This is a genomic window from Streptomyces sp. NPDC001002, assembly GCF_053599215.1.
In genome coordinates, this window is the sequence record NZ_JBSFLV010000078.1 from 1 (window position 1) to 12,676 (window position 12,676).

The window sequence follows — 12,676 nt, forward strand, 5'->3', positions numbered from 1 at the left end:
AGCGTGAGGGAAACGCCCGGTTACATTCCGAACCCGGAAGCTAAGCCTTACAGCGCCGATGGTACTGCAGGGGGGACCCTGTGGGAGAGTAGGACGCCGCCGAACAATCTTTGGAGGACCCCTGGTCCCAGCGTCAAGCTGGGACCAGGGGTCCTTTTGTGTTTTGAATCAAGCTCCACCCGGAGCGCGCCGGCTACCCGGCTGCGCGAGAATGACTTGCGGTACCGAAGACAGGAGTCACCGATGTCCACCAACTCTCCCGAGGATCGACCGGAGCGCGACCAGCGGCGCCGGGAAAGTGGTGATCGCGGCGACCGTGGTGGTTACCGCGGAGGTCGCAGCGACCGCGGTGGCTCCGGAGCCACTGGTGGTTCCGGTGGTGCCAACCGTGGCGGCGGTTATGGGCGCCGCGACGACAACCGGCCTGCGCCCGGCCGACGTGATGACAATCGGGGTGGCTCCGGCGACCGCCGGAACGATGACCGTGGTGACCGCGGCGGCTTCCGTCGGGATGACAACCGAGGTGGCGGCTACGCGGGTCGCCGCGACGACCGACGCGATGGTGACCGTGGCTCGCGCCCGTCGTTCCAGCGTGACGACCGCGACCGTGGTTCCCGTCCGGCGGGGCAGCGTGACGACCGTGACCGCGGTTCTCGTCCGTCCTTCCAGCGCGATGACCGCGGTGACCGTGGTGGTTCCCGTCACTCGTTCCAGCGGGACGATCGGGATCGTGGCTCGCGTCCCTCCTTCCAGCGGGACGATCGCGATCGTGGGCCGCGTCGGGACGATCGTGGTGGCGACCGGCCGCCCTTCCGTCGCGATGACCGGGGCGACCGTGGTGACCGGCCGGCGTTCCGTCGTGACGACCGCGGTGGAGAGCGTCGGGACGGAGACCGCGGTGGCTTCCGGCGGGACGACAACCGGGGCGACCGTCGGGATGACCGCCGCGACGGCGACCGAGGCAGCGCCCCCCGCCGTGACGACCGTAGGGACGACCGCGACCGTGGCTCGCGGCCGTCGTTCCAGCGCGATGACCGTGGTGACCGGGGTTCCCGCCCCTCGTTCCAGCGGGATGACCGGGATCGTGGTTCTCGTCCCTCCTTCCAGCGGGATGACCGTGACCGTGGGCCGCGTCGGGATGACCGTGGTGGCGATCGTCCGCCCTTCCGTCGTGACGACCGCGGTGACCGTGGTTCCCGTCCGGCTGGGCAGCGCGACGACCGTGACCGTGGCTCGCGGCCGTCGTTCCAGCGCGATGACCGTGGTGACCGGGGTTCTCGGCCCTCCTTCCAGCGTGACGATCGTGACCGTGGGCCGCGTCGGGACGACCGTGGCGGGGATCGTCCGCCCTTCCGCCGCGACGACCGCGGAGACCGCGGTGACCGTGGTCCCCGTCCGGCCGGCCAGCGTGACGACCGCGGTGGTTTCCGGCGGGACGACAACCGGGGTGAGCGCAGCGGTGGGTTCCGGGGTCGGGACGACCGTGGTGGGCATGGGCCCCGGCGTGACGACCGCGGTGGGCGTCCCGGTGGTTACCGGGGTCGCGACGATCGGCAGGGCGGTGGCGGCTACCGCGGCCGTGACGACCGGGATCGGGACAGGGACCGTGAGCCGATCAAGCGGCTGCCGATCCCCGAGGACGTCACCGGCGACGAGATCGACAAGGACGTACGGCAGGAGCTGCAGAGCCTGCCCAAGACGCTGGCCGAGGACGTCGCGAAGAACCTGGTGATGGTTGCCCGGCTCATCGACGAGGACCCCGAGGGCGCGTACGGCTACTCCAAGGTGGCGTTGAGGCTGGCGTCGCGTGTCGCTGCCGTACGGGAGGCGGCCGGGTTCGCGGCGTACGCGAATCAGAAGTACTCCGAGGCGCTCGGGGAGTTCCGGGCGGCGCGTCGGATGACCGGGTCCGTGGACCTGTGGCCTGTGATGGCGGACTGCGAGCGTGGGCTCGGGCGGCCGGAGAAGGCGCTGGACATGGCCGGTGCGCCCGAGGTGAACAAGCTCGACAAGGCCGGGCAGGTCGAGATGCGGCTCGTCGTGGCCGGCGCTCGGCGTGACATGGACCAGCTCGACGCGGCCATCGTGACCCTGCAGAGCCCCGAGCTCGCGTCCAACGCCGTGCAGCCGTGGACCGCGCGGTTGCGGTACGCCTATGCGGACGCGCTGCTCGCCGCCGGTCGTGAGGCCGAGGCGCGGGAGTGGTTCGGGAAGGCGATCGAGGCCGACCGGGACGGCAGCACGGACGCGTCGGACCGGCTCGCCGAGTTGGACGGTGTCGAGTTCGTCGACGCCTTCGATGAGGACGACGAGGACGACAGCGACGGTGAGCAGGCCGCCGATGTCGAGCCTGAGGCGGAGGTCGACACCGAGGTCGCGGTCGAGGCTGAGACCGAGGTTGAGGCGCCCGTCGAGATCCCGGTCGAGGACGAGGTCCGGGTCGAGGACGACGTAGAGGACGAGGACGTAGACGACGAAGACGTCGAGGACGGCGTCGAGGATCGTAAGAACTGATCCGCGTATGAAGAAGGGCGGGGCCGTGAGGTCCCGCCCTTCTTCATGTCCGGCGTCAGATGCGCGTGTCCGCTGTCAGAGTTCCAGCGCGCGCAGCACCAGGCCCGACGCCGGTTTCGGGCCGAACGACGTCGACTTGCGGGGCATCGTCACGCCCTGGCGGGCCAGGTCGCGGACGACCTCCTCGCGGACGGGGTGCATCAGGACCGCCGTGCCGCCGTCGCGTTCGGCCTTCTCGACCGTCGCGGCCGTGTCGTGGATGTAGGCGATGTGAGCGGGGGAGTCCTCGGGGATGTGCCAGACGTGGTCGAGGAGCGTGGCGTGCAGGACGGTCGCGTCCAGGGTGCGCCAGGCCGGTGGGTGGTCGGCGGGGATCGTGCGGGCCAGGAGGGCCGGGTCCGGGTGGTCCACGAGGTGGAAGGCTCCGTCGCCGGCCAGCAGGAAGGCGTTGCCCGCGCAGGCCGCGTCCGCCAGGGTCGTGAGGGCTTCCGGCAGGGGTACGTCCAGGCGCTGGACGCGGAAGAGGCCGTCGAGGGCGGCCAGGGCGTCGGCGACCGGGAGGCCGTGCAGGAGGCGGTGGATGGCGCGGACCCGCAGGGGGTAGCGGGCCGTGTCGACAAGGAGGACGAGGCCGTGGTCCCAGTCGCTGGGGGAGGGATGCTCCGCGCGTAGAAGTCGATAAGTCGCCCAGCGGTGATGGCCGTCGGCGATCAGGGCCTGGTGGTGGGACAGGTCGGAGCGGACGTCGGCCAGGTCCGCCGGGTCGGTGACCGCCCACAGGCGGTGGCTGTAGCCGTCCTCCGTGGTGGTGGCGAGCAACGGGGGTCGCTGGGCGGTGCGTTCGACCACCTTCGACGTGGGGGCCGAGCCGTTGCCGCGGTAGGTCAGGAGCAGGGGCTCCAGGTTCGCGGAGGTGGCGCGCATCAGGGCCGCGCGGTCGGCGACCACGTGCGGCATGACGTCCTCGTGGGGCAGCACCACGCCCTCGGAGGGGTCCGAGACGCGCAGGGCGCCGATGATGCCGCGCTGGAGCATGCCGTCGTCGTGGCGCTGTTCGTAGACGTACAGGCCCGGTTCGGGGTCGGTGGCCAGGACGCCCTCGTCGACCCAGCGGCGCAGGGTGTCGGCGGCCTGTTCGTTGCGGGCGCCGGCGGTGGTGGCCTGCGGCAGGATCAGGCGGACGATGTTGTGCGGGTCGGAGTCCTGGAGATGGTGCAGGCCGTCGGGGCGCACGACGACGTCGTACGGCGGAGATGTCACGGCGGCCAGGCTGCCGACCCGGTCGGGGTCGTACCGTAGGCCTCGGAACGGGGTGAGTTCCAGGCCTCGGGGCAGCGTTGCTTCCGAGTGACCTGCAGTGTTCATCCCGGCATCGTACGTGTGTCAGTGGCGTGCGGGCTGATCGGGGAAAGTCGTCGAACGAGGAGCGATGTGGAATGAGCCAGAGCGCCAGGAGGCAGCCCGAGGGCAGTGACCAGGCCCTGAGCGAGGCGTACGACACGGCGCTCCTCGACCTGGACGGGGTGGTGTACGCGGGCGGGAACGCGATCGCGTACGCGGTCGACTCGCTGGCCACCGCGCGTGAGGGCGGGATGCGTCTCGCCTACGTCACCAACAACGCGCTGCGCACCCCCGATGTCGTGGCCGCGCATCTCACCGCGCTGGGGATACCGACGGGTGCCGAGGACGTCATCACCTCCGCGCAGGCGGTCGCGCGGCTGATCAGCGAGCAGGTGCCGGCGAAGTCGCGGGTGCTGGTGATCGGCGGGGAGGGGCTGCGGGTCGCGCTGCGCGAGCGCGGTCTGGAGCCGGTGGAGTCGGCGGACGACGACCCGGCGGCCGTGGTGCAGGGGTACGGCGGACCCGATCTGGCCTGGGCGCGGTTCGCGGAGGCCGGGTTCGCCATCGCGCGCGGGGTGCCCTGGTTCGCGTCCAACACCGACCTGACGATCCCGAGCGCGCGCGGGATCGCGCCGGGCAACGGCGCGGCGGTCGAGGTCGTCCGGATCACGACCGGTGCCGAGCCGCAGATCGCCGGCAAGCCGCTGCCTCCGATGCACCGGGAGACGATCCTGCGCACCGGCGCGAAGCGGCCGTTGGTGGTCGGGGACCGGCTGGACACGGACATCGAGGGCGCGTTCAACGGCGAGGTGGACTCCCTGCTCGTCCTCACCGGCGTCACCGACGGACCCCAGCTCCTCGCCGCGCCGCCGCAGCACCGGCCGACCTACGTCGACGCCGATCTGCGCGGGATGCTGACGGGGCAGCCAGAGGTCGTCGAGGCGGGTGACGGGTTCCGGTGCGGTGGCTGGACCGCAAGGGCCGGTGCGGAGCGGCTGGAACTCGACGGTGACGGCGAGGACTTGGACGGGCTGCGGGCGCTGTGCGCGGCGGCCTGGACGGCGGCCGGCGACGGCAAGTGCGAACTGGACGCGGAGAAGGCCCTGGCGCGACTGGCGTTGTGAGCGGGGCCACATGGCGTCGAAGCTGTGAATCGGAGGGCGGTCACGACCAAGGATCGAAGGCGAATGCGAGGGTAGGCTAACCTAACTGCGTGTTGGTCGACAGTCCTCCCGAACAGCGCGCGGAAACCGCCCCCGCGCCCCCAAACCGCCGGGCGATACGGGCGTTTGGGCTCCTCGTCTCCGTCCTGATCCTGGCGCTCGTCGCGGTGGCGAGCATCGCGATCGGCGCGAAAGAGCTGTCCTTGGCGCAGGTCTGGCACGGCCTGTTCCAGGACTCGGGGACCTACGGGGACGTCGTCGTCGCGGAGCGCGTCTCGCGCACGCTGCTCGGGCTGCTCGCCGGCGCCGCGCTCGGGCTCTCCGGAGCCGTGCTCCAGGCGCTCACCCGCAATCCGCTGGCCGACCCCGGACTGCTCGGCATCAACGCGGGCGCGTCCGCCGCGGTCGTCACCGCGATGACGTACTTCGGTGTCACCTCGCTGACCGGGTACGTGTGGTTCGCCTTCCTCGGGGCGGCGGCGGTCGGCGCGCTGGTCTGGTTCCTGGGCGGCAGCCGGGGCGCGACGCCCGTGCGGCTCGCGCTCGCCGGGACCGCGATCAGCGCCGCGCTCTACGGCTATCTCCAGGCCGTGATGATCAGCGACCAGGCGGCGCTCGGCAAGATGCGCTTCTGGACGGTCGGTTCACTCACGACGGCGACCGACGAGACGGTTCTGCAAGTGCTGCCGTTCATCGCGGTCGGCACGGTCCTCGCCCTCGGTCTCGCCCGGCCGCTGAACGCCCTGGCCATGGGCGACGACACCGCCAAGGCGCTGGGCGCCAATCTCAACCGCACCCGGGCGCTGGCGATGCTCGCCGCCACCGTGCTGTGCGGGGCGGCGACCGCGGCCTGCGGCCCGATCGTGTTCGTCGGCCTGATGGTCCCGCACGTCGTGCGCTCCTTCACCGGCCCCGACCTGCGCTGGATCCTGCCGTACGCCACGATCCTGTCGCCCGTGATGCTGCTCGGCTCCGATGTCGTCGGCCGGGTCGTGGCGCGCCCCTCGGAGGTGCAGGTCGGCATCGTCACCGCGATCATCGGCGGCCCGGTCTTCATCTATCTCGTACGACGCCGGAGGACGACCCAGCTGTGAGGACCAACCGTGTCATGAGGACGCCGGGTGGACTCTCCCTGCGTCTGGACGTCCGTGCCGTCACCGTCGTATCGCTGCTGCTGCTCACCGCGCTCGCCGCGAGCGTCGTGCTGATCGGCACCGGTGACTTCCCCATATCTGCGGGGGACGTGCTGAAGACGCTGGCCGGGAACGGGGACGCCGGGCAGGAGTTCATCGTCAACGAACTGCGGCTGCCCCGGGTCCTGGTGGGTCTGCTGGTCGGCGCCTCGCTCGGGCTCGGCGGTGCCCTCTTCCAGGCAGTCACCCGCAATCCGCTGGGCAGCCCGGACGTGCTCGGCCTCAGCCAGGGGGCGACGGCCGGGGCGCTGGTGATGATCGTGCTGTTCTCCGGCAGCGCCGGCCAGGTCACCATGGGCGCGCTCGTGGGCGGGCTGGCGACCGGGCTCGCCATCTATCTGCTCGCCTGGAAGCGGGGCGTGCACGGCTACCGGCTCGTCCTGGTCGGCATCGGCGTCTCCGCGATCGTCACCGCCGTCAACGGCTATCTCCTCACCCTCTCCGACATCGTCGACGCGACCCGGGCGGTCGTCTGGATGACCGGGTCCCTCAGCGGCCGGGACTGGGACCAGGTCTGGCCGCTGCTCGCGCTGTGCACGGTGCTCGTGCCGCTGGTCCTCGTCAACGGGCGCGGGCTGCGGATGATGGAGATGGGCGACGACGTCTCGAACGCCCTCGGGGTGCGTGTCGAGCGGGTGCGGGCGCTGCTGCTGGTGGCCGCCGTCCTGCTCACCGCGACCGCGACCGCCGCCGCGGGGCCCGTCGGCTTCGTGGCCCTCACCGCGCCCCAGCTCGCACGCAGGCTGACCCGCTCGCCCGGCCCCAACCTGCTGCCGTCCCTGTGCATGGGCGCCGCCCTGCTGGTCACCGCCGACTGGCTCTCGCAGAAGATCTTCGGTGCCGACCAGATCCCCGTCGGTGTGGTCACCGGCGTCCTCGGCGGTGTCTATCTGTTGTGGCTGCTCGTCAGCGAGCGCAGGGCGGGCCGGATATGAGCGACCAGAGCATCCCCAGCCGCGGGCTGGACAACCGAAGGAGCACCGTGAACCGCCTGTCCGCCGAGAACGTCACCCTCGCCTACGACCAGCGGGTCATCGCCGAGCAGCTCTCGGTGGAGATCCCCGACAACTCCTTCACCGTGATCGTCGGGCCGAACGCGTGCGGCAAGTCGACATTGCTGCGGGCCCTGTCCCGGATGCTCAAGCCGAACGTCGGCCGGGTGCTCCTTGACGGCCAGGTCATCCAGTCGATGCCGGCCAAGAAGGTCGCGCGCACCCTGGGCCTGCTCCCGCAGACCTCCATCGCGCCCGACGGGATCACCGTCGCGGACCTCGTCGGCCGCGGCCGCTACCCGCACCAGGGCATCCTGCGCCAGTGGTCGACCGAGGACGAGAAGGTCGTACAGGAGTCCATGGCGCAGACCGGGGTCGCCGAGCTCGCCGATCGCTATGTCGACGAATTGTCCGGCGGTCAGCGGCAGCGCGTGTGGATCGCCATGGCGCTCGCCCAGCAGACCCCGCTGCTGCTGCTCGACGAGCCGACGACGTATCTCGACATCCAGCACCAGATCGACGTCCTGGACCTCTGTGCCGAGCTGCACGAGGAGCAGGGGCGGACGCTGGTCGCCGTGCTGCACGACCTCAACCACGCGGCGCGTTACGCCACGCACCTCATCGCGCTGAAGGAGGGGCGGATCATCGCCGAAGGGGCGCCCAAGGACATCGTCACGGCCGAGTTGGTCGAGGACGTGTTCGGGCTGCGCTGCCAGGTCATCGACGACCCGGAGACGGGGACCCCGCTGGTGGTGCCGGCCGCGCGGAAGGCGCGTACGAAGGCGCGCGCCGACCTCAGGAAGGAGACCGGCGTGGTGGAGGAGAAGGTCGCCGCTACAGAAGCTTCCTGAGCTGGAACAGATCGCGCAGGCCCGCCTCCAGGCGCACCCGGCCCGAACCCCAGGCCTTCGCGAAGTTCAGCTCGCCGTTCACCAGCGCGACCAGGTCGTCGCCGGACATGGCCAGCCTGATCTGGGCCTTCTCCTTGGGAGGGCCCTGCAGGGTGTCCTGCACCACGATCCGGCCGCCCGTCATGCGGCCGACGAACGTGACGTCCAGGTCCGTGATGCGGCAGCTCACCGAGCGGTCCAGGGCCGCCGCCGCGGCGGTGTCCCCCTCGGCGCGCTGCATGTTGTCCGAGAGCTTTTCGAGTGCGGCGCGGCACTCCTCGATCGTGGCCATCGTGATCGACGGTACCCCAGCTCTTCGGGGTAGCGTCTGGGCATGAGCGACACAGTGCCCGAGGCCACAGCGCAGGAGGAGCCGGCCGAGGTCGAGACCGAGTACGACCCCGCCGCTCCGGCCCCGCTGGCCGTGGACCGCACGCCGACCGGCAACGCCGAGGTCGACGGGCAGCTGGAGCGGCTGGCCGACGCCGACCACCTCGCCACGGACGGACACATCGAGGTGTACGAGGATGTGCACCGGGGGCTGCGCGACGCGCTCACCGCGCTCGACGCCCGCCCGGGACCTCCGGCTCCCACCCGCCACCCGACCACCACCCCTCAACGAGACCCTTCGGGTCACACCTATCAATCGCCGTACGAAAGCAGGAGCTGAACCGAACGTGGCAGGAGTCGCACGCCGTCGGCTGGACGCGGAGCTGGTGCGCCGGAAGCTGGCGCGCTCGCGCGAGCACGCCGGGCAGCTGATCGCGGCCGGCCGGGTCACCGTCGGCAAGACCGTCGCGACCAAGTCCGCCACACAGGTGGAGACCGCGGCGGCGATCGTCGTCCAGACCGACGACAGCGATCCCGACTACGTCTCCCGGGGCGGGCACAAACTCGCGGGCGCGCTGGCGGTCTTCGGACCGCAGGGGCTCGTGGTCGAGGGGCGGCGGGCGCTGGACGCCGGCGCGTCCACCGGCGGTTTCACCGATGTCCTGTTGCGGGCGGGTGCCGCACATGTCGTGGCGGTGGATGTCGGATACGGACAACTCGCTTGGTCTCTGCAGAGCGATGAACGCGTCACCGTCAAGGACCGTACGAACGTACGCGAGTTGACGCTTGAAGCGATCGATGGGGAACCTGTGGATCTTGTCGTGGGTGATCTGTCCTTCATCCCGCTCGGGCTGGTGCTGCCGGCCCTCGCGCGGTGTGTGAAGGCGGATGCCGACCTGGTGATGATGGTCAAGCCGCAGTTCGAGGTGGGGAAGGAACGACTGGGCAGCGGCGGTGTCGTCCGCAGTCCGCAGCTGCGGGCGGAGGCCGTGCGGGGCGTGGCCGGGAAAGCGTGGGAACTCGGGCTCGGGGTCAAGGGCGTCACCGCCAGCCCGCTGCCCGGACCCTCCGGGAATGTCGAGTATTTTCTGTGGCTGCGGGCCGGGGCACCCCGATTGGACCCGGCCGATGTCGACCGTGCAGTGGCGGAGGGGCCCCGTTGACACCGAACCGAGCTCGTACTGTTTTCCTGCTCGCCCACACCGGGCGGCCCGCGGCCATCCGCAGCGCCGAACTGGTCGTGAAGGGCCTGCTGCGCGAGGGCATCGGCGTACGCGTCCTGGAGTACGAGGCCGAGAACCTGCCGCTCCCCGAAGAGGTGGAGCTGGTCAAGGAGGCCACCGCGCAGTGCCTCGAAGGGTGCGAGCTGCTCATCGTGCTGGGCGGTGACGGGACGCTGCTGCGCGGCGCCGAGTTCGCCCGCGCGTCCGGAGTGCCCATGCTCGGCGTCAACCTCGGCAGCGTCGGCTTCCTCGCCGAGGCCGAGCGCGACGACCTCGACAAGGTCGTCGACCGGGTGGTCTCCAAGTCCTACGAGGTCGAGGAGCGGATGACGGTCGACGTCGTCGTGCACCGCAACGGCGACATCGTGCACACGGACTGGGCGCTGAACGAGGCGGCGGTGCAGAAGGCCGGCGCCGAGAAGCTGCTCGAAGTGGTGCTGGAGATCGACGGGCGGCCGGTCACCGGGTTCGGGTGCGACGGGATCGTGCTGTCGACGCCCACCGGGTCCACCGCGTACGCCTTCTCCGCCGGGGGACCGGTGGTGTGGCCCGAGGTCGAGGCGCTGCTGATGGTGCCGATCAGCGCGCACGCCCTGTTCGCGAAGCCGCTGGTGACCTCGCCGAACTCGGTGCTCGCCGTGGAACTGCTGCCGCACATTCCGCCGGGCGTGCTGTGGTGCGACGGGCGGCGGACCTTCGAACTGCCGCCGGGCGCCCGGGTGGAGGTACGGCGAGGGGCTGTGCCGGTACGGCTGGCCCGGCTGCATCACGCCTCCTTCACGGACCGGTTGGTCGCGAAGTTCGCCCTGCCGGTGTCCGGGTGGCGCGGGGCGCCGCACCACTGACCGTTCGAGGAAGTGTGCGGATGCGCGGGCGACTGTGGACGGTTTGTGGTCGCTCGCGCAGTTCCCCGGCCCGCGCGGGGCGTGACACTCCCCCGGGTGACAAGGGCACCTCGCACTCGCCCGGTCGGACCTCGTAAGGTCTTCATCGTGCTGGAAGAAATGCGGATACGGTCGCTCGGAGTCATCGACGACGCGGTCGTCGAGCTGTCGCCCGGGTTCACCGCCGTCACCGGTGAGACGGGTGCGGGCAAGACCATGGTGGTCACCAGCCTGGGGCTGCTGCTGGGCGGACGGGCGGATCCCGCGCTGGTGCGGATCGGCGCCGAGAAGGCGGTCGTGGAGGGGCGGATCTCCGTTCCCCCGGGCGCCTCGGCGATCGTGCGCGCCGAGGAGGCCGGGGCCGAACTCGACGACGGGGCGCTGCTCATCAGCCGTACCGTTTCCGCCGAAGGGCGGTCGCGGGCGCACGTGGGCGGACGCAGCGTGCCCGTGGGGCTGCTCGCGGAGCTCGCCGACGACCTCGTGGCCGTGCACGGCCAGACCGACCAGCAGGGGCTGCTGAAACTGTCCCGGCAGCGAGCGGCGCTCGACCGGTACGCCGGTGACGCCGTCGCCGGACCGCTCGCCAAGTACGGCGAGGCCTACCGGCGGCTGCGGGCCGTCTCGGTCGAGCTGGACGAGATCGTCACCCGCGCGCGTGAACGCGCCCAGGAAGCCGACCGGCTGCGCTACGGCCTCGACGAGATCGCGGGCGTCGAACCGCGCACCGGCGAGGACGTGGAGCTGGCGGAGGAGGCGAACCGGCTCGGACACGCCGAGGCCCTGTCGTCCGCCGCCACGGCCGCCCACGCGGCCCTCGCCGGCAACCCCGAGGACCCTGAGGGCATCGACGCGGCCACGCTGGTCGCGGGCGCGCACCGGGCCCTGGACGCCGTACGGTCGCACGACCCCGCGCTGTCCGCGCTCGCCGACCGGATCGGCGAGATCGGGATCCTTCTCGGCGATGTGGCAGGGGAGTTGGCGGGGTACGCCGACGACCTCGACGCCGATCCGCTGCGGCTGTCGGCCGTCGAGGAGCGGCGGGCCGCGCTCACCGCGCTGACCCGGAAGTACGGCGAGGACGTCAACTCCGTGCTCGCCTGGGCCGAATCGAGCGCCGCGCGGTTGACCGAACTGGACGGCGACGACGAGCGCATCGGCGAACTCACCGTAGAGCGGGACGCGCTGCGGGCCGAACTGGGCGGACTCGCGCAGGCGTTGAGCGACGCGCGCGCCGAGGCGGCCGAGCGGTTCGCGGCGGCCGTGACCGCCGAACTGGCCTCGCTCGCCATGCCGCACGCGCGCATCTCGTTCGAGATCCGGCAGACCGAGGACCCGGAGGGCGTGGAGGTCGGCGGACGCGCGGTCGCGTACGGTCCCTCCGGCGTCGACGAGGTCGAACTGCTCCTCGCCCCGCACCCCGGAGCGCCCCCGCGGCCCATCGCCAAGGGCGCGTCCGGCGGTGAGCTCTCGCGCGTGATGCTCGCCGTCGAGGTCGTGTTCGCGGGCACGGACCCTGTGCCGACGTACCTCTTCGACGAGGTCGACGCCGGCGTCGGCGGCAAGGCGGCGGTCGAGATCGGGCGCCGGCTCGCCAAGCTCGCCAAGTCCGCGCAGGTCGTCGTCGTCACCCACCTTCCCCAGGTCGCCGCGTTCGCCGACCGGCAGCTGCTGGTCGAGAAGACGAACGACGGGTCGGTGACCCGGTCCGGCGTGAAGGTCCTCGAAGGCGAGGAGCGGATCCGGGAGTTGTCCCGGATGCTGGCCGGCCAGGAAGACTCGCAGACGGCTCGGGCGCACGCGGAGGAGTTGCTGGCGACGGCGCGGGCCGACGGATAGCGGCGCGCGGCCGGCCCGGCTGAGTTCAGCTCGGCTCCGGGTGGACGGACGTTGCTCGTCGGTGCGTTGCCGCCTTGGGGGCGGTTTCGCGTGTCGGAAGGGCGCGTGACGGCGTGTGGGGCGGGCGCGCCCGCGTGCGAGCGCAACGGCACGTGGAGAGCGGGGTCATGAGGGCCGCGGCGGGCGGATGTCCCCTAGCGAGGGTGCCCGCGCGTGGGCCGGGGCACGGGGAACCAGGGCCGTGCCGTGTGGGGCAGGGCACGGGAACCAGGGCCGTCCTGCGTGGGGCAGGGCACGGGAACCAGGG

General features: G+C 71.7%; 12 protein-coding genes and 1 rRNA gene. 10 read left to right on the plus strand and 3 right to left on the minus strand.

What is annotated here, in order from left to right:
* A 5S ribosomal RNA gene (gene rrf / locus ACWDR3_RS30015) occupies positions 1 to 105 on the plus strand; the annotation flags it as partial.
* 132 nt (positions 106 to 237) lie between these two features.
* Here rrf and ACWDR3_RS30020 read toward each other — a convergent pair.
* Complete coding sequence (locus tag ACWDR3_RS30020; protein ID WP_450355747.1) at positions 238 to 1,494, minus strand: hypothetical protein; 1,257 nt, start codon at positions 1,492 to 1,494, stop codon at positions 238 to 240.
* Between the two features lie 129 nt (positions 1,495 to 1,623).
* Here ACWDR3_RS30020 and ACWDR3_RS30025 point away from each other — a divergent pair, with 129 nt between their 5' ends.
* A complete protein-coding gene (locus ACWDR3_RS30025) occupies positions 1,624 to 2,514 on the plus strand; it encodes a hypothetical protein (RefSeq protein ID WP_450355742.1) in 891 nt (296 codons plus the stop codon).
* 75 nt (positions 2,515 to 2,589) lie between these two features.
* Here the strand turns inward: ACWDR3_RS30025 and ACWDR3_RS30030 are convergent, their stop codons facing one another.
* Positions 2,590 to 3,879: a DUF1015 domain-containing protein gene (locus ACWDR3_RS30030; protein WP_450355708.1), complete on the minus strand. Its 1,290-nt coding sequence runs from the start codon at positions 3,877 to 3,879 to the stop codon at positions 2,590 to 2,592.
* A gap of 71 nt (positions 3,880 to 3,950) precedes the next feature.
* Between ACWDR3_RS30030 and ACWDR3_RS30035 the strand changes: the two genes are divergently transcribed.
* From ACWDR3_RS30035 to ACWDR3_RS30050, 4 genes are all read left to right on the plus strand, one after another.
* Positions 3,951 to 4,979 (plus strand): HAD hydrolase-like protein, encoded by a 1,029-nt coding sequence (locus ACWDR3_RS30035; RefSeq protein ID WP_450355709.1) that lies wholly within the window; start codon positions 3,951 to 3,953, stop codon positions 4,977 to 4,979.
* A gap of 89 nt (positions 4,980 to 5,068) precedes the next feature.
* Complete coding sequence (locus ACWDR3_RS30040) at positions 5,069 to 6,112, plus strand: FecCD family ABC transporter permease (protein ID WP_450355710.1); 1,044 nt, start codon at positions 5,069 to 5,071, stop codon at positions 6,110 to 6,112.
* Entirely contained in the window at positions 6,109 to 7,146 is a 1,038-nt protein-coding gene (locus tag ACWDR3_RS30045) for a FecCD family ABC transporter permease (RefSeq protein WP_450355711.1), read from the plus strand. The genes ACWDR3_RS30040 and ACWDR3_RS30045 overlap by 4 nt, the downstream gene beginning before the upstream one ends.
* A complete protein-coding gene (locus ACWDR3_RS30050) occupies positions 7,143 to 8,054 on the plus strand; it encodes an ABC transporter ATP-binding protein (RefSeq protein ID WP_450355712.1) in 912 nt (303 codons plus the stop codon). Before ACWDR3_RS30045 ends, ACWDR3_RS30050 begins: the two co-directional genes overlap by 4 nt.
* Here the strand turns inward: ACWDR3_RS30050 and ACWDR3_RS30055 are convergent.
* Positions 8,038 to 8,385, minus strand: coding sequence for an SCP2 sterol-binding domain-containing protein (locus ACWDR3_RS30055; protein WP_450355713.1), 348 nt, complete (start codon positions 8,383 to 8,385; stop codon positions 8,038 to 8,040). The two genes, ACWDR3_RS30050 and ACWDR3_RS30055, sit on opposite strands and share 17 nt — an antisense overlap.
* Positions 8,386 to 8,427: 42 nt before the next feature.
* Here ACWDR3_RS30055 and ACWDR3_RS30060 point away from each other — a divergent pair, with 42 nt between their 5' ends.
* The 4 genes from ACWDR3_RS30060 (at position 8,428) to recN (ending at position 12,369) form a co-directional block, all read left to right on the plus strand.
* Positions 8,428 to 8,763 carry a hypothetical protein gene (locus ACWDR3_RS30060; protein WP_450355714.1) on the plus strand — a complete coding sequence of 112 codons (336 nt, stop codon included), beginning with the start codon at positions 8,428 to 8,430 and terminating at the stop codon, positions 8,761 to 8,763.
* A gap of 7 nt (positions 8,764 to 8,770) precedes the next feature.
* Positions 8,771 to 9,586, plus strand: a complete 816-nt coding sequence (locus ACWDR3_RS30065; protein WP_450355715.1) for a TlyA family RNA methyltransferase — start codon at positions 8,771 to 8,773, stop codon at positions 9,584 to 9,586.
* On the plus strand, positions 9,583 to 10,491 hold the full coding sequence (locus ACWDR3_RS30070; RefSeq protein ID WP_450355716.1) for an NAD kinase: 909 nt from the start codon (positions 9,583 to 9,585) through the stop codon (positions 10,489 to 10,491). The genes ACWDR3_RS30065 and ACWDR3_RS30070 overlap by 4 nt, the downstream gene beginning before the upstream one ends.
* Before the next feature lie 159 nt (positions 10,492 to 10,650).
* On the plus strand, positions 10,651 to 12,369 hold the full coding sequence (recN, locus tag ACWDR3_RS30075; RefSeq protein ID WP_450355743.1) for a DNA repair protein RecN: 1,719 nt from the start codon (positions 10,651 to 10,653) through the stop codon (positions 12,367 to 12,369).
* The last annotated feature ends 307 nt before the right edge of the window (positions 12,370 to 12,676 follow it).

Excerpts from the sequence above, each read along its gene's own strand:
- ACWDR3_RS30050 (WP_450355712.1), top strand. The coding sequence starts at position 7,143 with ATGAGCGACCAGAGCATCCCCAGCCGCGGGCTGGACAACCGAAGGAGC.
- ACWDR3_RS30020 (WP_450355747.1), bottom strand. The coding sequence starts at position 1,494 with ATGCCCACCACGGTCGTCCCGACCCCGGAACCCACCGCTGCGCTCACC.
- ACWDR3_RS30035 (WP_450355709.1), top strand. The coding sequence starts at position 3,951 with ATGAGCCAGAGCGCCAGGAGGCAGCCCGAGGGCAGTGACCAGGCCCTG.
- ACWDR3_RS30055 (WP_450355713.1), bottom strand. The coding sequence starts at position 8,385 with ATGGCCACGATCGAGGAGTGCCGCGCCGCACTCGAAAAGCTCTCGGAC.
- recN (WP_450355743.1), top strand. The coding sequence starts at position 10,651 with ATGCGGATACGGTCGCTCGGAGTCATCGACGACGCGGTCGTCGAGCTG.
- ACWDR3_RS30030 (WP_450355708.1), bottom strand. The coding sequence starts at position 3,879 with ATGAACACTGCAGGTCACTCGGAAGCAACGCTGCCCCGAGGCCTGGAA.
- ACWDR3_RS30060 (WP_450355714.1), top strand. The coding sequence starts at position 8,428 with ATGAGCGACACAGTGCCCGAGGCCACAGCGCAGGAGGAGCCGGCCGAG.